Origin of the sequence: Anaerostipes sp. (genome assembly GCF_018381315.1) — a bacterium.
GTDB lineage: Bacteria > Bacillota > Clostridia > Lachnospirales > Lachnospiraceae > Anaerostipes.
This window is the reverse complement of the sequence record NZ_JAGZSD010000014.1, coordinates 1-19,049: the sequence shown is the minus strand read 5'-3', so window position 1 is coordinate 19,049 and position 19,049 is coordinate 1. Positions and strand designations below refer to the sequence as shown.

The following is a 19,049-nucleotide window of genomic DNA, read 5'->3' as shown; positions in this document are numbered from 1 at the left end:
CCCTATGGTTGTAAAGTTGTTTTTTGTAAATAATTGTTTATGCTGTTTATATATTTTTTACATTTGCCAATTCCGCCGTCTCTGAATACTTTCATAAAATGTGAGCCAATAATTACCCCGTCTGCCCCATGGCTGCATACCGTCTTTACATCCTCCGGCGTCCGTATTCCAAATCCAACATATAAAGGCAGTTTCGTCATTTGTTTTAAAAGTTTCACAGTTTCTATGTATCTGTCAGGCAGACAAGAAAATGAACCAGTCTTCCCGCTTCCGCTCATGACATATGCGAAGTTCATATTTTCTTTCAAACGATCCCGGATTTCAGATTCATCCATTGTCTCATTATATATTTGCACCGGCTTCATCCCGGACGATATAGTCAAAGTGTCATTCACACATAAAACACCGTCATAAAGTGCAGTGTTCAGTTTAGACAGACAGAATCTTCCGATACCCTCCCGGTACGTCATTAATATGATGCGGAAATTATATCTTCTGCGTATTTTCTCAAGCAAACTTTCAAGTATTCTCCAGTCCATCCCGGATGCAAGTGCCTCCCGGTGGCTCTGTCTGATCAGATCACCGTCCATAAACGGATCCTCTGCCGGGATGCCAAGTTCCAGTACAGGAACATGTTCTTCGTCCATTATGTCCAATATACTGAAAAACGTATTCTCATCAGGATATCCGGCTGTCATATACAATACGAGATCCCTCATCTTATATACCTCCCAAAAGTTTTAAGATTCCTCCTAAAATGGGGCCGTACAGGCAATAGTCTGTCTCGCTTAAAATTCTCATAATCGGGGCATAGGTTCCGATCATCGGAAGCAAAAGGGCCTGTCCTACGATCAGGATCATGCCGTTTAAAAAAGATCCGGCAAAAGCACCTCTGATTCCTCCTGTGGAATTTCCGAAAATAGCTGTGACAGCACCGGTAAAAAAGGTAGGGATCAGGGCCGGGAACACAACAACCGGATAGTTAATCATTCCTAAAATACCCATACCCACAAATCCTGCTGCCAGACTTACCAAAAAGCCAAAGATGACAGAGGTTGGATGATTCGGAAACAGCAGCGGCACATCCAGTCCCGGCACTGCATTTGGAATGATTTTGTCTGCGATCCCATGGAATGCAGGGATGATCTCAGATAACAGCATCCTTACACCGGTGATAATCACTGTGATCCAGAGACCGAACTGCAGGCCATTCAGCAGAGAAAAAGTAACGATATCACGCCCTTCACTGACATTCTGCATAACCCATCCCGGCCCGCTGATCAGGGAAATCAGAAAAAACATGAGGGTCATAACAACCGTCAGAGCGATGGTCATCTCTCTTAAAAAGTTAAGTTTCTTCGGTATTTTAATATCTTCCAGGTCATGTTCCTTATTGCCCACAAGTCCGCCGATTTTTGCGGCAAGCCACACACCGGAGGAACTGGAATGTGCCAAAGTAAAACCTTCCCCTCCCTTGATATTTTTCATCAGCGGTGCTACATATGCACAAGTAAATGTCATATAACTTCCCAGCAAAACAGCACCCAGAAGAACCAGCGGCAGAAAACTTAAATTGGTTCCGAATTTTAACGCAGCTGCAATCAGGCCGGAATAGAAAAATGACACATGGGCAGAGAGATGCACATACTTATATTTCGTGATCCTTGCCAGAAAAATATTCATCAGAAATCCCAGGGCAAAGATCAGCGCCATTTCACTTCCTATATCTCCGAGGCTCTCCGCCTGGGCCGCGCCCAGATCCTGTACCTGCACCTGCAGATGAAAGACCTTTATGAGCATAGGCTGCAGAGGCAGCAGTGCCACACCGAGAGTCTGCCCTCCTGTGTTTATGAGCAGAAATCCGATCATTGTCTTTACTGTGCTTGCAACAATTTTGGATAACTCTGTCTTCTGCACAAGCATTCCCAGAAAAACTACCATTCCTATGACAAACACCGCCTGATTAAAAACGTTGTTGATCAAGTACATCAATATATTCATATTTTATCCTTTCTTTCATCCCCGCCTAAAGCTCTTTCAGCGTCTTTAAAAGCTGTTCCTTTAAGTATCCCTTGTCCATCATGTTGTCAATTCTTATAATTTTTGCTTTTGATGCGTGCAGCAGGTCTGCAAAATCAGATGTAGTGATTACCACATCGTAGGCATCCGGATTGACCGATCCGATATCCGCCGCCTCAACAACAGCCTCGATTCCTTCCTCCGACAGGCTCTGCTGCGCATAGAGGCGCATCATCATACTGCTTCCGACTCCCGCTCCGCAAACTGTGACTATATTTAACATAAGGCTGCTCCTTTCTTTATTACATCCATCACTTCCTCCGGTGATACGGCTTTTAAGATCATATCTATCTTCTCTTTGTCATTTAATATTTCCACCAGCTCTGAAAGTGCGGTCAAATGAGTCTGGTGATCTATGGCACAGAGGCCGATCACGATTTTTACCGGATCGTTGACCTTATGGCCAAATACCACCGGCTCTTTTAATGTTATAAGACTGATGCCTATTTTTTCTGCACCGCATTCCGGTCTGGCATGAGGCATGGCGATTCCCGGCGCAATGACAATATAGGTTCCGTTCTCCTTTACATTCTGAATCATAGCCTCCACATAGCTTTCTCTGGCAAACCCCTGTCTGCACAGAAGCCGCCCGCTTTCTCTGACCGCTTCGTCCCTGGTCTGTATTTCTGCGTTTGTCTCAATCAAGTCTTCGTTTAATACTTCTATCAACATTGGATCTCTGTCCTTTCCTGTCTTTATTGAATCTATCATCTCCGGTTCAAAATACTGTCTAAGTTCTTCCTTCAGCCCTCCTTCATCCTGAATGGATCCATGGCGTTTCATGATTCCCAAAATTTCATCTATACTGATGTTTGTATCAATAGTGCTCAGCACATCACTCAGCCGTTCTATATCATGTTTTTCCAGCACAGGACTTACGTTGATAATCTTCACATCATCCCGGATCAGCTCCACTGTGGAAATAATCAGATCAACTTTTTGCTTTTGCAGGATTTCATCCGCTTTTCTTGCCGGAAAGGCACCGAGAAGAGAAATCTGAAATCTGCTTTTTAACTGGGATAAGAGCATTTGAGATGTGCTTGTCCCTGTACTGCACACCACCATGACAAAAGGAAGCCTTTTCTTTCTCTTTTTCTGCCGCTCCAGCGCTGCTGCAAAACAGATTGTCAAGAAGGAAACCTCCTCTTCCGGAAACGTGATGCCAAGGTCCTGCTCTGCAATAGAAATGCGGTCCATCATGCTCTCATGGATCAGGCTGAAATTCTCTGTGACATATTCATACATAGGATTGTCGGTGGGCATACCACAGAGAATTCTGTAATATGCCGGCCGCAAGTGTGCCAGCAGGCCGTAAAACAGCTGCTGATCTGACATAAATTCTGCATTCAGCTCTGCTTCCATAGCCATGATTAATTTTCTGACCACTATCTGAAGCGGCAGCCATTGGTTCACAATCTTACCGAAATTCTTTTCATCCTGCAGACTGCTGGCGATAAAAAGGGAGGCAAGATAAGCCTTTTCATTTCCGGAAAACTGTATGCCAAAAGCTTCTTCAATCTCACTTCCTTTGTCTGAGACTGCCTGATACTCATTTGATTCTTCTAACCCCGGGTACAGGAATGTCTTTTCTATTTCCTTTCCATTCCGGATTCTGTAAACGGAAAATCCAAGGCACAGCACGATCCGCCCATAGGCTTCATCCGAAAGTCTTGTGTTCAGTTCCTCTTCCAGATCAGATATGGTCTGAATCAGTTTTAATGCTTCAGCTTCACTCTTGGTTTTATTCAAATTCCTCAGCTCATTTGTAAGATTTTTCACTCCACTGTCTTCTGTGAGGCAGGATGTCCATGCAGCTCTCACGGAACGTTCCCTGCCCTCAATGCAGATCCCTTTATACGGATACGTCATCAATTTCAAATCATGTCCATCCAGCCAGCTTTTCACCTTTTTCAAATCATTGACAATGGTGTTTCTGGAATATTGAAAATGGTTGGATATCTCATCAATAGTAATATAGTCCGGTCCTTCCAGCAGATAACGGATAATCTGGAGACTTCGTTCCCTGGGAGAATAATTTGTGTCCTTACCGCTCCATAAAATCTTCTGAAGCTGCCTTTTCGCCTGGCTGTCCAGCTGCAGCATAACTCCTTTGCTCTTTTCTCTGGTCAGAGACATAAAGCCGTTTTCTAAAAGAAAATCGTCAATCTGGTTTAAGTCACTGTAAGCAGTCCTCATGCTGATCGAAAACCTGTGTGAAAGGTCCTTCACTGTCACATGCTGATCATCATTTTGTATTAAGAATAAGAAAATAGTTTTTAATCGATTATTCACTTCTTCCCCCTCCTTAAAATCATTATATGTTTGTATTCATATCCGTGCAAAACCAAATATTTTCAAGTTCGCCTGCAATACTCTGAACGCCAAAAAACTGCACGGGTTTGTGCAGTTTTCTGAAACAGATATTAAATTTTACAGCAGATCTCTTTATCTGGCAGACACGGTGTCCATGTTCTGCATGTCATACGATGCATCCCAAGACATACAATACTACGATTCCGGGCAGTCCCAAAAGAGCCCCTGTCCCTATTGATGCTATATTTAAATCCACAGGCGCATGGATTCCATTTTTCTGGCAATAGGCATGGATGACAAATACGAGAGCCGCACAGAACCCTCCTCTTGCAAGCAAGACCAGGAGGTAAGACGGCCTCTTTAGTATTCCGTAAAGCACGCAGAGGCCGCAGCCTCCCACCATTATGTACAAAAGCATCTGATTCTGATCCATAAAAAATCCCTCCTTATGTCTAATGTATGTAAACATAAGGAGGGTTAATCCAATTTTTTTAATTAGCTGAATAATCCTTTAATGGTATCCACAAATCCTGAAAACCAGTTTTTTACCTTCTCAAAAAAACCGCTGTCATTGAGTTTATTATAAATATCCTTTGCCTGCTCCTTTAACTGATCCACATTCAGGTTCAGATCAGAGATCTTATCCATCAGATCCTGAATCTTTTGACGGTCAGCCTCAGAAAGATTGATCTCTAAATCCTTTGCAGACTCGTTGATCGCATTGCCGATTTCCTCCGGAGTCTTTAAATTGTCCTCTGCCACCTTCTGCTTTACATCGGCGATAAGCTTTTCTGCATCCTCTTTTCCGATGCTCTCTGCCACTTCACCGGTAGTGATCAGCTCATCTGTTGCCGCATCCTTGCTCTTCTCAGGAATTTTCTTTCCAGTCATGGCCTCATAGGACTTCATAACTCCCACCAGTGCAGCAGTACCGGAGATCTTGAAAGGTCCGGCCACCTTCACCTCTGCATCTTTGATACCTGCGGTTACAAGAGCGTTCTTGTACATCCCTTCCGTACAGTATGTAATATTCTCTGTCTGAACATTGACGCCGCTTCCGCTGTCCGTCTTCTTGACAGTGACAGAAGACAGCGCTCTGCTGCCAATGACCTTGCTGGACAGATAGTCTCCCAGATATTCATGCTCCTCTTTATTTGTGACTTGAATCATCGTATAGCTTGCTGTATCGCTTACGCCCAGCAATTCCAGCACTGTCTGTTTCTCTTTTGAGCTTAAATCCGCTCCCAATGCCAGATATTGTTCACCATCCACACTGTCTGCTTTAACGAATTTCGACGGCATAAATGAAAATGCCATGACTGCCGCCATAACTGCGGCCGCCGCTCTGAATAAACTTTTTCTTTTTCTCATCTCATTTTCCTCCGTAAATTATTCTTACCCGCTTAGTTTAACACATCATTTCTTCGCAAATAGCAATAAAAAACTTATTTTTTTCTTACACTTCTGTCTCAAATATTAAACCTTCCGCGCAAAAGCGGACAGCGGCACCGGCAAAAATCATATTTGTGTTCACAGTTTGTTCATATTCTTGTCAAATTCCCCTCACATTTTACGCTTATACTAAAATCATAGTAACCAAACATATTTGATTGCTAGGCTTTTAAAATTTTTTCATAACCGGCCGGGAACTTAACTGTTCCCGGCTTCCTCTCCGCTTAGGCGGATTTTTTTCGTTTTCTCAGGCAGACAGCTGCAAATATCAGCCATCCCAAAGCCGTCAGAACAATACCCTCCTTAAATCCTTCCGGGCAGTATTCCAGCTTGATCTCATGTTTACCTTCCGAAACATCCACACAAAGAAATGCCTTTCCAAGAGATTTTGCTTCTGTCTCTTTACCGTCCACAAGCACTTTCCAGCCCTTGTCATAAGGGACAGAGAAGAATACCGGTCCTGCTTCTTCCATGTTTACAGATCCTTTCAGCGTGCTGCTGGAGGAATTTTTTAACCGGAATGCCTGCTGCTGCATTTTGCCGTCCAGGTCCTTCATAGCATCCTCATCCAGTGACGCAAGGGTAACCCTGACCACTCCGGACATGAGGTCATCCTGTTTGAGCTTCATATTGACTGTGATATGATCTCCCTTTTTCAGTTCTCCAAGATAAATGCACTGTGCATTCAGGCGTCCGCTTGCATACACTTCATTATTGCGGTAAATGACCGTATCCTCTACCTGGCTTCCGTCAAAATGGAAATAAAGCTTACCGTCCTCTGTAACCGGAATCTCAAAGATCATATTGTTAGAAAGACTGGCCGTGTTTTCAAAAACATATTCCCCGTCATTGCTCTGAGTGATCTTACAGGCATTGGTCTTAGGCTTGGCTGTCTTAATCATATGAAATATATCATTTCCGCCAAATCCATCGGCGGACAGCCTGTTCTGAACCAGGAATGGATTTACGTCATCATACTTCCATTTGTATGCGGACTTTTTCATGCCATAGCCCACAGACGTGGTGTAAGAATTACCATATACATTGATGTCTCCGATCCGATCCAGATACTGAAAATCTGTCGTATTCGTATCCGCTGTCCTGAGAAGATTGTACCGCACCCCAAGCAGATTATTGGTAAACGGAGTTGCCCCCTCATACAGATATTCATTGATGCCTGTGTAAAACCCTAAATCATCCATTATATCCACAACATTTCCAAGAGCTGTGGAACCAAACATGGTCACTCCGTACAAGGTATGCCAGATACTCTCATCCAGCATTTTCCCTTTCATCAGTTCCATTCTCCGGTCCGGCCCGGTCTTATATTTATCTTTTACTTTCTGGATGTTTTTTGTATCGCCGAAGTATTCACTGACCATTACCTGACCATTTTCTGAAAAGCCGTAAACAGCCATGCCAGCCACTTCTATCGCCAGCACCACAGAACAGATCACTACCATTCCGCGCCTGGAAAGCGTTTTTCTGTCATACAGTGCAAACACAACAAGATAAAGGAACACAGCTGCTGTGGTGAGTGCCAGCACCTTTCGGTCAAAAGCCTTTGTATTCAGAAGGCTGGCAATGCCCACAGACATGCAGAAAATACCGCAGGATATGCACAGCTTCCACGCCTGCTGCCGCCCTTCTCTTTTTATGACCAAAAGCCCGTCATAAGCCATGATCAGCAGAAGAAAAATATACAGATATGCGAACCGGTTCGGAATTCCGTACTGATTATGAAATCCATGCCAGATATAGCCCAAAAGCGGCATATTGAAACTGAAAAACAATAAAAGCAAAAGCAGTGCTCTTTTGATCTTTGTCTTCCACGAAATCCTTGACGCCATAAAGTAAAACAGCACAAAGATCAGAGTCAGGATGCCGCAGTAAAGATTGATCTCCCCATCATTTACAGAGTTGGTAATCGGGGCTGTTCCTAAAAACTGGCGGCAGTAAAGATCTGCAAAGCTGCCATACCACAGATCCTTCGGGAAATCCCATTTAGCAGAAGATGTTTTCATAATTCCCAGGTAAGCCGGAAGCAGAACCGCGCCTGCCATCATGGCTGACAGAATGGAATAGCCTGCAAATTTCAATCCGTTTACAAAAAAGTCCTTCACCCTTTTATGGTCATACAGCAGGTACCATAACACAAGAAACAGACAGGTCATAAATGACATGTAGAAGTTACAAAGCAGTGAAAAGAACAGCGCAGCACAGTAAAGCCTGCCGTCCCGCTTTTTTATAAGACGGTCTGTCCCGGCAAGGATCAGCGGAAGCATCATCATAACTTCCAGCCACATAATATTCCAGCTGTATCCAACAATATAACTGCTCAGTGCATAGCAAAGCCCGAATACCGCAGTGCTGATATCCTGTCTTTTCTTATCCCTGGATCTGAAATAATAGGCTGCCGTCAGTCCGCACAGGGCTATCTTTATAATATAGAGGTGGCTGAGAACCATATTCAGCATCTCTTTGGGAAACAGTACGATTACAAGATTCAGCGGGCTGGACAGATAGTACGCCCACAATCCCAGAAAATTATATCCCAGGCCCCCGTGGAAAGAATAAAACAGGCTGTCCATGGACCGCAGTTTATCATGGTAATCTGCAAAGAACGGCAGATACTGATGCAGTGCATCCACAATCAGAAAGGAGTTGTCTCCGAATGGCTGTACTCCCATCACAACTGCAATACCTTCCAGTATGAAAAATGGGGCAAGAAATGCCCAAATTAAAGATTTATTTCTCCGGTAAAAATTATTTCGTTTTGGCATCTTCTCTCTTCCACCTCCTGATGCGCCGATTGACTTCAATAATCATAGCATATCGCTTTTTCATCATGGATATGACACTGCCGTGAGTAAGTTCTGTTACATTTCCGCCGTGCCTGCGGTAAAGTAACAGAATATCGTCTAAAAATACTGCCCTGCCCAGCTGTTCAGCAAGCAGTCCGATCCACTGATCATGAATCCAGATAGAATCCGGCACCGGAAGCAGGCGCTTCAGCATATCTCTGCGAAATGCCATGCAGCATCCGATATATGAGTTCTTCTTTATATTTTTCCAAAACCCGGGGCCGCTGTCTCTCCACTGAAAGGTTGTCTCATTCAGGCTTTTCAGATTCTCATCTGAAATCTGTGCATTGTGGACCACTACGGTGACAGACGGATCCTCAAAGCAGGCTGTTACCTTTTCAATTTTCTCAGGAACCCACACATCATCCTGGTCAGCCAAAAAGACCACATCCCCTGTGCAGCGGAATAATCCGTTCTGAAAATTTTTTACGACCCCCAGTCCCGGCCCTTTGATGACCTGAACCCTTTCATCATTTTCGGCCAATTCTTTCAGCAGATCTCCAGATCCATCCTGGTCAGAATCCACAGAAATAATCAGTTCATCCTCAGATCCAAGCTGTCTGAGTATAGAATCTGCCTGTTCCTTTATATATTCTTTTCCATTATAGTAAGCAATGACAACTGAACTTTTCATAATTATTTCCTTTCCATATATTTTGTTATTATATCATACCCTTCATAAAACATGAAACAATTCCCCATCCCTTTCTTATATTTGCTTTAGCACATTAAAGCAGTAATTTACTATTGTTTTCTGAAAACATTTCTTGTATAATGTTATCGACAAAAGTCCACGCATAGCAAAATACTAATGTATTGTTTAAGGAGGATACACAATGTCATACATTGATGAAGTAATTGAGAAAGTGGTTGCCCAGAATCCTGCAGAACCGGAATTCCATCAGGCAGTCAAAGAAGTACTGGAATCTCTTCGCGCAGTCGTAGAAGCCAATGAGGAAAAGTTTAGAAAAGAAGCTTTATTAGAGCGTCTTGTAAATCCGGAACGCCAGTTCAAATTTCGTGTGCCTTGGGTAGATGACAAAGGACAGGTACAGGTAAACACTGGTTACCGTGTTCAGTTCAACAGTGCCATCGGGCCTTACAAAGGCGGATTAAGACTCCATCCGTCTGTAAATCTTGGTATCATCAAGTTTTTAGGATTTGAACAGATCTTTAAGAATTCTCTTACAGGCCTTCCGATCGGCGGAGGAAAAGGCGGATCTGACTTTGATCCAAAAGGAAAATCTGACAGAGAAGTTATGGCGTTCTGCCAGAGCTTTATGACAGAGCTTTGCAAATATATCGGTGCAGACACTGACGTGCCGGCAGGAGATATCGGTACAGGTGCCAGAGAAATCGGCTACATGTTCGGACAGTACAAAAGAATCCGCGGTGTATACGAAGGCGTGCTCACAGGAAAGGGCCTGTCTTACGGCGGATCCCTTGCACGTACAGAAGCTACCGGATACGGTCTTCTCTATCTTACAGATGAAATGCTGAAATGTAATGGAAAATCCCTGAAAGATGCCACGGTATGTATTTCCGGTTCCGGAAACGTTGCCATCTACGCTACTCAGAAAGCACAGCAGTTAGGCGCTAAAGTTGTAACTGTTTCTGACTCCACTGGCTGGATCTATGACAAAGATGGAATTGATGTGGCTCTGTTAAAAGAGGTAAAAGAAGTAAAACGTGCACGTCTTACAGAATATGCAAAAGCACGTCCAAGCGCTGAATACCATGAAGGAAAAGGTGTTTGGACTGTAGCCTGTGATGTTGCTCTTCCATGTGCAACTCAGAACGAATTGGGCATTGAAGATGCCAAGACATTAGTTGCTAACGGATGCTATGCTGTGGCAGAAGGTGCAAACATGCCTACAACACTGGAAGCAACAGAATACCTTCAGGCAAACAACATCTTATTTGCTCCTGGAAAAGCAGCCAATGCCGGCGGTGTTGCAACATCCGCTTTGGAAATGTCTCAGAACAGCGAGCGCTTAAGCTGGTCATTTGAGGAAGTAGACGGAAAATTACAGAATATTATGGTCAATATCTTCCACAACTTAGATGACGCTGCAAAACGTTACGGTATGGAAGGAAACTATGTTGCAGGTGCTAACATTGCAGGATTTGAAAAAGTTGTAGATGCAATGACAGCACAGGGGATTGTGTAAGTTTTTCTACATTATCTCCAGTCGGCTCTGGAAAGGCCTCCTTCCGACAATGCAGAAAAACTATACTAAAAAACTAAACAACAAAAGTGCCGGGGAAACTTGTATCCTCGGCACTTTTTTAATTGGGCATAAAGTTAAAGCAGCCACCTAACACAAATTTATTGAAAAACAAAAAACATGCTGCGAAATAACAACATGTTTTTTGTTTTATAGTCTATATGAAATGACAATCTTACAAAACTTTACTTAAAAATTCTTTCGTTCTGTCTTCTCTCGGATGATCAAAGATCTGTTCCGGTGTTCCTTCTTCCAGAATGATCCCTCCATCCATAAACAAAACTCTGTCCGCAACTTCTCTTGCAAACCCCATCTCATGGGTGACAACCGCCATGGTCATACCTTCCTTTGCAAGCTGTTTCATAACTTCAAGAACTTCCCCGACCATTTCCGGGTCCAATGCTGAAGTAGGCTCATCAAACAGCATAACATCCGGTGACAATGCAAGAGACCTTGCAATGGCCACACGCTGCTTCTGTCCTCCGGACAGCTGTACAGGATAACTGTCTGCTTTATCGCCCACACCTACGCGGTTCAGAAGTTCCATAGCCTTCTTCTTGGCTTCGTCCGGCGTCATCATCTTATGTCTGATCGGAGCCAGCGTTACATTGTCCAGAATAGACAAATGCGGAAAAAGGTTAAAATGCTGAAACACCATCCCTACTTTCCTGCGCAGTTCGTCCACGTCGGAGCCTTTCTCCATAATGTCCATGCCGTCAATGATAATTTCACCTTTTGTCGGTGTCTCCAATAAATTCAGACAGCGTAAAAATGTACTTTTACCAGAACCGGAAGCGCCGATAATACAAACACATTCACCTTTTTCTATATGACAGTTAATGCCCTTAAGAACCTCCAGAGAACCGAAATATTTGTGTAAATTCTTAACGTTTATCACTTTGTCTCAGCCTCCTTTCCACAGCCCCTAAAACAAGGGTCAGAACCTTAACAACCAAATAGTAGATAATTGCAGTTCCGATCAGCGGAGCAAATGCTTCATATGTCCGTGAAGTCACAAAATCTGCGACCTTTGTGAGGTCAACAATAGATACGTATCCCAATATTGCAGTTTCCTTAATTAAGACAATAAACTCATTTCCCAATGCAGGAAGAATATTTTTTACTGCCTGAGGAAGGATAATATCTTTCATTGTTTGTCCATAAGACAGGCCCAGAGAACGTCCACCTTCCATCTGTCCATGATCTACTGCAAGAATCCCTGCCCTGATTATTTCCGCGACATATGCTGCACTATTCAGTCCAAAGGTCACAGTACCAACAATCAGACCGTCCACCCCTTTCAGCACTACAAAATACATAATTAACAGCTGAGTAACTGTAGGTGTTCCTCTGATGATATCAATATATACATATGCAATTTTTGATAAAAGTGTACTTTTCCCTCTCCGCTCTGCTGTCATACGCATCAGAGCAAGAATTGTGCCCAGTGCTACTCCCAGAATAATTGCCAGCAGTGATACCAGCAGCGTCATCTTAAGTCCATCTAAATACATAAGGTACCGCTGCTCTGCTATAAAAGCCCGATAATATGAATCTAACATGTCAATATCTTACCTTTCCCGTCTGCTAGTTATTGGCATTGTCGATGTATTTTGCTTTCAGTTTATCATAAGTTCCATCTTCTTTGATTGCCTTTAACTGCTTGTTAATTTCTTTCTTGAACTCTTCGTTTCCTTTCGGAAGTGCCAGACAGTAGTATTCTGCTCCCGCAGAGTCAATGACTAATTTCAGCTTCTTGCTATTGTTTTTTACAAATTCCTGAGCAGGCTTTTCATCGATGACAACTGCGTCTACCGATCCGTTTTTCAGATCCATGACTGCATCTACACCTTTTTTAAATCTTTTTACCTTTGCCTTTTTAACAACAACTTTTTCTTTTCCCGGCTCACCGAATTTGTCTCCTGATGAAATAAGGTCACCTGTCGTTCCCTCCTGAACGCCGATTTTCTTTCCGTCCAGCTGAGACAGTTTTGTGATCTTGCTGTCTTTATTAACAATGATAGCCTGATTGGATGTATAATAGCTGTCTGAGAAATCAACTGCATTCTGACGTTCCTCTGTCTTCGTCATTCCCGCTGCAACCACATTAATTGTCTTGGATTCCATAGATCCGATCAATGATTTGAATTCCATGTTCTGGATTTCAATCTTCTTATCCATGCGTTTCGCAATTTCTTTCATAAGCGCAATGTCGAAACCATCAACTTTTTTGTTATCATCAACATACTCAAACGGAGGAAATTCCGCATTTGTTCCCACAATAATTTTTTCAGGTATCGCTGCTTCTTCTTTTTTGCTGCATCCTGCAAACAACATTGTTGCTGCTAACACACCAGCCAGTGCTACAGTTAAAATTTTTCTCATGATCTTCTCCTTCTTAAACTTAATTTAATTGCAATGGATTTAGAATAACGGTACAACCGCACCTTTATATTCTTTCTCCATGTACTTCTTCACGGCGTCACTCTTTAATGCTTTGATCAGGGCCTTTATAGAGTCTTTGTCCTCATTGCCTTTTTTTACTGCAACTACATTGCCGTAAGTCTTTGCCCCTCCTACAGACTTCTCGTCTTCCACAGCCAAAGCATCCTTGTTGACCGTCATACCAGCCTGCAGTGCATAGTTTCCGTTGATAACTGCATAATCTACATCCTTCAGAGAACGCGGCAGCTGGGCTGCTTCCAGTTCTTTAATCTCGATGTTCTTTGGATTCTTTACAATATCCTTTTTCGTTGCTGTCAGAGTTGCCCCGTCTTTGAGCTTGATCAGCCCCTGAGCCTCCAAAAGCAGAAGAGCTCTTGCTTCATTTGTAGTGTCATTTGGAACTGCAACTACAGCACCTTTTTTTACATCCTTTAATGATTTTGCCTTGCCTGGGAAAATGCCGAACGGTTCGTAGTGAATCATTCCCGCTGAAACTAAGTCCAGTTTATGTTCCTTTGCAAAATTCTTCAAATAGGTGATGTGCTGGAAATAGTTTGCATCAAGATCTCCTGAACCTAATGCATTGTTCGGCTGGACATAATCTGAATACTCTTTGATCTCCAGCTTATAGCCGTCCTTTTCCAGTTCCTTCGCTGCAACTTTTAAAATGTCTGCGTGTGGTGATGGGCTTGCACCGACTACGATTGTCTTGTCCTCTTTTTTGGAGCTGCCGCATCCGGCCAGCACTCCAAAGCAGACAACAGCAGACAGTGCTACTGCTATTAACTTTTTCATTGTTACTCTCCTTACCTTATAATAATATATAGCTTCTGTAATTGTACCCTTTAATAGGCAGATTGTAAAGACTCCCGAAACATTTCAAACGCTGATGGAATGGCGTATTCCTCTTCTAATTGCCTCTTATTGACCCAAGTTAGATTCTCTGCTTCTACTGGTTCTTTCAGAGAAACCAAAACTCCTGTCATCTGCCATTCTATATGGCTGAAAATATGCTTTCCCTCGTGGGTAAATTCATAAGTGCAGTCGTTCATTCCCCAGCTCCTCAGTTTTTCATCTATCTGTTTCTGGCTGTACTTTCCGAGTACATTGGGGAATTCCCAAAGGCCCGCCAAAAGCCCTTTATCCTCCCGTTTGCTAAGAGCTACCATGCCGTCTGATTCTATAACAAACACTGTCCTCTTTTCGATTTTCCTCTTCTTTTTGGGCTTCTTTACCGGGAGCTTATCGATCAGATCCTGTCTGTACGCAGTACACACCGTATCCCACGGACAGCCGCTGCATTTCGGCTCTCCATTCGGCACACAGACAATGGCTCCCAGTTCGATCAAAGCCTGGTTAAAATCTCCTGCTCTCTGAGCCGGCATGATCTCCATGACCCTGGCGGCCATCTCTTTCTTTGTTTTTTCCTTCAGGATATCAGAATCGTCTCCGAGAAGCCTTGCCATCACCCGCAGCACATTTCCATCCACCGCCGGGACCCGAATATCATAAGCAATCGATGCGATTGCTCCCGCCGTATACATGCCGATTCCCTTTAGGCCAAGCAATGCTTCATAGTCAGCCGGAAGCTGTCCATTATATTTCTCCACGATGGTCTGAGCGGCAGCTTTAAGATTCCTTGCTCTGTTATAGTACCCAAGCCCTTCCCAAAGCTTCATCAGCTTCTGTTCATCCACCTCCGCCAGATCTTTCACTTCCGGCAGTTCGCCCATAAATCGGTCAAAATAAGGTTTTACCGCTTCCACTCTTGTCTGCTGGAGCATAATTTCAGATACCCAGATACGGTATGGATTCTTGTCGGCCCTCCAGGGAAGGATTCTTGCATTATGATCATACCAGAAAAGCAAAGCTTCTCCGATTTCCTTTGTCAATTCCATTTTCAGTATCCCTTCTATATAAATATAGTCAAATATCTCCGACGGTTTATTATATCAGGGAAACTGATATTTTTCTACTGTGAGATTCTTGAAAACTTATACCTTATCGTGCGGAGCACGCCTGCCCGAAGGGCATAAAATACGGGATGCCCTGTGGATATGAGCTTTTCTCCATTATCTCCAATCGGCTCTGGAAAGGCCTCCTTCCGACAATGAAGAAAAACTATCGCAGGATGGCACCTTCTGTTCAGCCGTCATCATTATCCAGCAGACACTACGTCCATGTTCTGCATGATTGGAGTGAGGCATTCTAAGAGCCGAACGGAAATCATGCGGAACATGTCCTACCTTTTACAACCCCCGTCCTATGGCTATGCAGAATACATATACCGCGGATGCCCCTTTGTCTTTCAGTTCTTTAGCACAGCACTCTGCCGTGGCGCCGGTAGTATAAATATCATCTACTAAAAGGATTCTTTTTCCTCTCACTTCATCTGATGCCCAAAAGCTGTGTTCCATAGCTTCTTGGCGCTCTCTCGGTGTGAGTGTTTTCAAAGGTCTGGTATACTTTGTACGTATCAGCGCATATTCGCTGACAGGACAGTTCAGTATATTGCCAATACCTTCTGCAAACAGCATGGCCTGATTAAACCCTCTCTGTCTCTTTTTTCTCTTATGCAGCGGAACAGGAATAACCAGATCTGCGTTGAGTTTTTTCAAAAGAACGGCCTTTTTCCTTCTGATTTCCTCTACATAAAATTCGGCAAACTCCTTTTGATTCTCATATTTCAAAGCTGCCAGAGAATCTCTAACTTCATTGTTATACAGGCACAAAGCCACCCCTTTTTGAAACGATTTTGGATGCTTTCTGCAGTCACTGCAGAACTCTGTTCCTTCGTCTTCCAGCGGTTTCCCGCAGCAAAAACAGACCGGCTCCCGGACAAATTCGATTTTTTTATAACACTCTGGACATATAAGATTTTGGGGACTTTTTAAGATATGGCAGCAGATTGGACAGCGCCTTGGAAATAAACAGGATAAAAATAAAGAAAACATAGAATTCCTTTCCGAAAGCAAGGAATTCCTTATTTTTACATTATAACAACAGGTTCTACGAAAGACAATACGTGGGTTTCTTGTTTTTATTATAGTAACTTTTCCCCATAAAATCAACGTTACCTTTGTTTTTCCCAACCGATTGTGCTTTTTATGATTTTTTCAAACAACATCTCAAACCTGCGATTTTATGCGGTTTATCAGTACTTTCGCATACAGCGTGGTTGGGAAATTTTCAGCAAAAAACAGCCGGAGAAGGTATCAGGTTCTCCGGCTTTTAAGGATTTATTCATGGTAGTATTTTAATTAATTCTTATATTTCTTTTTTTGCTTTTACAAGTGCCTGAAGCATTTCTTCGATCTTGCCTTTTCTGCTCGGGGCATTTAAGATTCCGCTTGTTCCGCCGCTTCCGTGAGCTCCGCCCACAACAACTCTGTACACATCATCTCCGGTGCTGACTCCGGCTGCCTGGATAATCTTAATATCAGGATTAACAGACTTCACTGCTTCATTCGTTGCTTCTATGTAGGCATCATCGCTGGTGCTTCCTGTACCGATCAGACTGGTTGGTTCGCAGATCATGACATCCGGACCAAGCTCTGCAACTGCTCTGGTCTGTTCTACAGAATCAGAGCACACGATAGTAATCATATCAAGCTCATTGGCACGTTTGATTGTCTTATCCAGATCACACATAGAAAGCGGATGCTCTGCGTGATTTAAAATAACACCGTCCACTCCGGCTGCTTTCAGGGCATCCGGGAGAATGAATCCCATTCCTCTTCCAGGAACAAGTCCGTCCATGTGCTGTGTTGTCACAATCAGATTTTTGGTCTCCTGTGCAATCTGCTTCAGATCTACATGCTGCCCGGTGAAGATAATATCAATATCATATTCCTCGGCAAGCTGGTCACAGACTTTTGCAAGCTCCAGGGATTCTTCCCCATAAATATATGCTTTTGGATTGACGATTAAAAATGGTACTCTAAGTTCTTTCTTCATGCTATGCCATCCCTTCCTATTCGCCCATTACAATGATCTTACATTTTCTTGTGCGGGCACGTGTACGGTCAAAATCTACAAAGTAAACATATCCGGTGGATCCTACACCTAATTTTCCGTCTTCCACGTCAAATACCTGGCTGGAGCCGAGTATCGTAGCCTTCAGATGGGCATCACAGTTCCAGAGAGCTTTTCTGTCCCCGTCCGGCAGATATTCTGCAGCGTTCGGCCATGCCTCCACAGCCTCATAATGCTTTTCTCCCGGATAAATGTAGAGATCTTTAGAATCCTGGTTTGGGATGATCTTTTCAAGCACATTGTTTAAATCTTCCTGGAGAAATTCATCTCCGGCTTCATTATAATCATGGACAAACTCTTCAAAAAAAACAGAGCAGGTTGTATGAGGTGAAATAACAGTGCAGGTTCCGCTTTTGATCCCGCTGTTTTTAATTGCCTCTTTTACCTGAGGTGTAATATCCAGGTAAGTCGGTGTTGTTCCATGAGACTCAAGACTAATTTGTTCTTTATATACAGTCATTATTGATGTTCCTCCTTAAATACCTTTTGGGGGTTATGCTTCCTTTGTTTCAAATACGGCATAATAGTGCTCCAGACATTTCTGCATACCCTGTTTTGATAATGCTTTTATATCCAGATAAGTTTCCGGTTTATTATTGTCAATCTCCTCTTTTGCTGCAACCAAAAGGTCAGAGAAGATATTGATTTTCGTAATTCCATTTACTGCACAGCGGTTTAAGTTTTCATCTCCTGAAGAAGATCCTCCGTGAAGGACAAGGGGAGTGTCAACAGCCGCGGCAATTTCTTTCAGTCTGTCGAAGTTGATTTCCGGAATGCCTTTGTACATTCCATGTGCTGTACCGATAGAGATCGCAAGAGAATCCACGCCTGTTTCCTCGGCAAATTTCTTAGCTTCCTCTACTGTTGTATACTGAGAATCAGATGTCTCATGGTTCTCATAATTTTCACCGGCTCCAACGTGGCCGATTTCTGCTTCCACTACCACACCCTTCGGATGTGCATAGTCAATAATTTCTTTTGTCTTTCTTACATTTTCTTCAAAAGTATCCTGTGAGGCATCAATCATAACAGAAGAAAATCCAAGATCAATTGCCTTTTTGATGACTTCCGGTGTTGTTCCATGGTCTAAATGCAGCACAACCGGAACCTTTGCTTCCTCAGCATATTTCTTTCCTACCAAAGCTGCATCTTCCAATGTAATGTTTTCCCCGATATGGGCTTCAGCTAACGCAAGGATCAGCGGCAGATTGTGTCTTTCAGCTGTCTCCACATGCCAGCGGAGAGACTCCAGATCAATGAAGTTCGGTGCAGGGATTGCAAATTTTCCTTCCTGCGCTTTTTTAAACAATTCTTTTGAAGTTACCAGCATCTTCTCTTTCCTCCTTAAATATAAGTGCACCCGGGGAACGGTGCCGTTTCACCGGTTCCCCGGACACAGCTTCTGTCAATTATGCCTCTGGCTTATGCCTATAAAACGTTTCTTCCGTACATAGCGTCCTGTTCTTTTCTCAGCTGATAGATCAAAGTAGACTTATCTAATTCAACATCATCATAAGTGAGCAGTTCACCCTTCTTCACGTCTCTCTTCATCACTGCCTTGTTTGTCACAAGTCCGAATGGTACATATCCTTTTTCATCAGATTCTTTTGCTTCCGCGATTGATCCGTGTGTT

General features: G+C 43.3%; 18 protein-coding genes and 1 pseudogene. 1 reads left to right on the top strand and 18 read right to left on the bottom strand.

What is annotated here, in order from left to right; all coding sequences use genetic code 11:
* Positions 1–2: 2 nt before the first annotated feature.
* The 8 genes from trpA to KH180_RS11200 form a co-directional block, all read right to left on the bottom strand.
* Entirely contained in the window at positions 3–719 is a 717-nt protein-coding gene (gene trpA, locus KH180_RS11235; RefSeq protein ID WP_290760291.1) for a tryptophan synthase subunit alpha, read from the bottom strand.
* A gap of 1 nt (position 720) precedes the next feature.
* On the bottom strand, positions 721–2,001 hold the full coding sequence (locus tag KH180_RS11230) for a PTS ascorbate transporter subunit IIC (protein ID WP_290760289.1): 1,281 nt from the start codon (positions 1,999–2,001) through the stop codon (positions 721–723).
* A 25-nt stretch (positions 2,002–2,026) separates the two neighbouring features.
* A complete protein-coding gene (locus tag KH180_RS11225) occupies positions 2,027–2,302 on the bottom strand; it encodes a PTS sugar transporter subunit IIB (protein ID WP_290760287.1) in 276 nt (91 codons plus the stop codon).
* Positions 2,296–4,371: a BglG family transcription antiterminator gene (locus tag KH180_RS11220; RefSeq protein ID WP_290760285.1), complete on the bottom strand. Its 2,076-nt coding sequence runs from the start codon at positions 4,369–4,371 to the stop codon at positions 2,296–2,298. Before KH180_RS11220 ends, KH180_RS11225 begins: the two co-directional genes overlap by 7 nt.
* Positions 4,372–4,558: 187 nt before the next feature.
* Positions 4,559–4,825 carry a pro-sigmaK processing inhibitor BofA family protein gene (locus KH180_RS11215; protein ID WP_290760283.1) on the bottom strand — a complete coding sequence of 89 codons (267 nt, stop codon included), beginning with the start codon at positions 4,823–4,825 and terminating at the stop codon, positions 4,559–4,561.
* Between the two features lie 62 nt (positions 4,826–4,887).
* Positions 4,888–5,763, bottom strand: a complete 876-nt coding sequence (locus tag KH180_RS11210) for a DUF1002 domain-containing protein (RefSeq protein WP_290760282.1) — start codon at positions 5,761–5,763, stop codon at positions 4,888–4,890.
* Between the two features lie 305 nt (positions 5,764–6,068).
* Positions 6,069–8,627: a YfhO family protein gene (locus KH180_RS11205; RefSeq protein ID WP_290760281.1), complete on the bottom strand. Its 2,559-nt coding sequence runs from the start codon at positions 8,625–8,627 to the stop codon at positions 6,069–6,071.
* On the bottom strand, positions 8,611–9,342 hold the full coding sequence (locus KH180_RS11200) for a glycosyltransferase family 2 protein (RefSeq protein ID WP_290760279.1): 732 nt from the start codon (positions 9,340–9,342) through the stop codon (positions 8,611–8,613). Before KH180_RS11200 ends, KH180_RS11205 begins: the two co-directional genes overlap by 17 nt.
* Positions 9,343–9,544: 202 nt before the next feature.
* On the opposite strand from KH180_RS11200, the gene gdhA reads away from it, so the two are divergent.
* Entirely contained in the window at positions 9,545–10,879 is a 1,335-nt protein-coding gene (gene gdhA / locus KH180_RS11195; RefSeq protein WP_290760277.1) for an NADP-specific glutamate dehydrogenase, read from the top strand.
* A gap of 232 nt (positions 10,880–11,111) precedes the next feature.
* On the opposite strand, the gene KH180_RS11190 is transcribed toward gdhA, so the two are convergent.
* The 10 genes and pseudogenes from KH180_RS11190 to KH180_RS11145 form a co-directional block, all read right to left on the bottom strand.
* Positions 11,112–11,834, bottom strand: a complete 723-nt coding sequence (locus tag KH180_RS11190) for an amino acid ABC transporter ATP-binding protein (protein ID WP_290760275.1) — start codon at positions 11,832–11,834, stop codon at positions 11,112–11,114.
* Complete coding sequence (locus KH180_RS11185; protein ID WP_009290044.1) at positions 11,821–12,498, bottom strand: amino acid ABC transporter permease; 678 nt, start codon at positions 12,496–12,498, stop codon at positions 11,821–11,823. Before KH180_RS11185 ends, KH180_RS11190 begins: the two co-directional genes overlap by 14 nt.
* Positions 12,499–12,523: 25 nt before the next feature.
* Positions 12,524–13,321: a basic amino acid ABC transporter substrate-binding protein gene (locus tag KH180_RS11180; protein ID WP_290760271.1), complete on the bottom strand. Its 798-nt coding sequence runs from the start codon at positions 13,319–13,321 to the stop codon at positions 12,524–12,526.
* A gap of 39 nt (positions 13,322–13,360) precedes the next feature.
* A complete protein-coding gene (locus tag KH180_RS11175) occupies positions 13,361–14,176 on the bottom strand; it encodes a MetQ/NlpA family ABC transporter substrate-binding protein (RefSeq protein WP_290760269.1) in 816 nt (271 codons plus the stop codon).
* A gap of 50 nt (positions 14,177–14,226) precedes the next feature.
* The gene (mutY, locus tag KH180_RS11170) at positions 14,227–15,279 is read right to left on the bottom strand and encodes an A/G-specific adenine glycosylase (RefSeq protein WP_290760267.1); all 1,053 of its coding nucleotides are present in this window, start codon (positions 15,277–15,279) and stop codon (positions 14,227–14,229) included.
* A gap of 351 nt (positions 15,280–15,630) precedes the next feature.
* Complete coding sequence (locus tag KH180_RS11165; protein ID WP_290760265.1) at positions 15,631–16,335, bottom strand: ComF family protein; 705 nt, start codon at positions 16,333–16,335, stop codon at positions 15,631–15,633.
* A 313-nt stretch (positions 16,336–16,648) separates the two neighbouring features.
* On the bottom strand, positions 16,649–17,338 hold the full coding sequence (locus tag KH180_RS11160) for a triose-phosphate isomerase (protein WP_024729217.1): 690 nt from the start codon (positions 17,336–17,338) through the stop codon (positions 16,649–16,651).
* A 16-nt stretch (positions 17,339–17,354) separates the two neighbouring features.
* Positions 17,355–17,876: a YjbQ family protein gene (locus KH180_RS11155; protein WP_290760261.1), complete on the bottom strand. Its 522-nt coding sequence runs from the start codon at positions 17,874–17,876 to the stop codon at positions 17,355–17,357.
* A 33-nt stretch (positions 17,877–17,909) separates the two neighbouring features.
* Complete coding sequence (locus KH180_RS11150) at positions 17,910–18,746, bottom strand: class II fructose-bisphosphate aldolase (RefSeq protein WP_290760260.1); 837 nt, start codon at positions 18,744–18,746, stop codon at positions 17,910–17,912.
* 98 nt (positions 18,747–18,844) lie between these two features.
* Positions 18,845–19,049 (bottom strand): annotated as a pseudogene (locus tag KH180_RS11145) (hypothetical protein); the annotation flags it as partial.

Excerpts from the sequence above, each read along its gene's own strand:
- KH180_RS11205 (WP_290760281.1), bottom strand. The coding sequence starts at position 8,627 with ATGCCAAAACGAAATAATTTTTACCGGAGAAATAAATCTTTAATTTGG.
- KH180_RS11210 (WP_290760282.1), bottom strand. The coding sequence starts at position 5,763 with ATGAGAAAAAGAAAAAGTTTATTCAGAGCGGCGGCCGCAGTTATGGCG.
- mutY (WP_290760267.1), bottom strand. The coding sequence starts at position 15,279 with ATGGAATTGACAAAGGAAATCGGAGAAGCTTTGCTTTTCTGGTATGAT.
- trpA (WP_290760291.1), bottom strand. The coding sequence starts at position 719 with ATGAGGGATCTCGTATTGTATATGACAGCCGGATATCCTGATGAGAAT.
- KH180_RS11155 (WP_290760261.1), bottom strand. The coding sequence starts at position 17,876 with ATGACTGTATATAAAGAACAAATTAGTCTTGAGTCTCATGGAACAACA.
- KH180_RS11215 (WP_290760283.1), bottom strand. The coding sequence starts at position 4,825 with ATGGATCAGAATCAGATGCTTTTGTACATAATGGTGGGAGGCTGCGGC.
- KH180_RS11200 (WP_290760279.1), bottom strand. The coding sequence starts at position 9,342 with ATGAAAAGTTCAGTTGTCATTGCTTACTATAATGGAAAAGAATATATA.
- KH180_RS11185 (WP_009290044.1), bottom strand. The coding sequence starts at position 12,498 with ATGTTAGATTCATATTATCGGGCTTTTATAGCAGAGCAGCGGTACCTT.
- KH180_RS11180 (WP_290760271.1), bottom strand. The coding sequence starts at position 13,321 with ATGAGAAAAATTTTAACTGTAGCACTGGCTGGTGTGTTAGCAGCAACA.
- KH180_RS11230 (WP_290760289.1), bottom strand. The coding sequence starts at position 2,001 with ATGAATATATTGATGTACTTGATCAACAACGTTTTTAATCAGGCGGTG.
- gdhA (WP_290760277.1), top strand. The coding sequence starts at position 9,545 with ATGTCATACATTGATGAAGTAATTGAGAAAGTGGTTGCCCAGAATCCT.
- KH180_RS11225 (WP_290760287.1), bottom strand. The coding sequence starts at position 2,302 with ATGTTAAATATAGTCACAGTTTGCGGAGCGGGAGTCGGAAGCAGTATG.
- KH180_RS11175 (WP_290760269.1), bottom strand. The coding sequence starts at position 14,176 with ATGAAAAAGTTAATAGCAGTAGCACTGTCTGCTGTTGTCTGCTTTGGA.
- KH180_RS11165 (WP_290760265.1), bottom strand. The coding sequence starts at position 16,335 with ATGTTTTCTTTATTTTTATCCTGTTTATTTCCAAGGCGCTGTCCAATC.
- KH180_RS11160 (WP_024729217.1), bottom strand. The coding sequence starts at position 17,338 with ATGAAGAAAGAACTTAGAGTACCATTTTTAATCGTCAATCCAAAAGCA.
- KH180_RS11150 (WP_290760260.1), bottom strand. The coding sequence starts at position 18,746 with ATGCTGGTAACTTCAAAAGAATTGTTTAAAAAAGCGCAGGAAGGAAAA.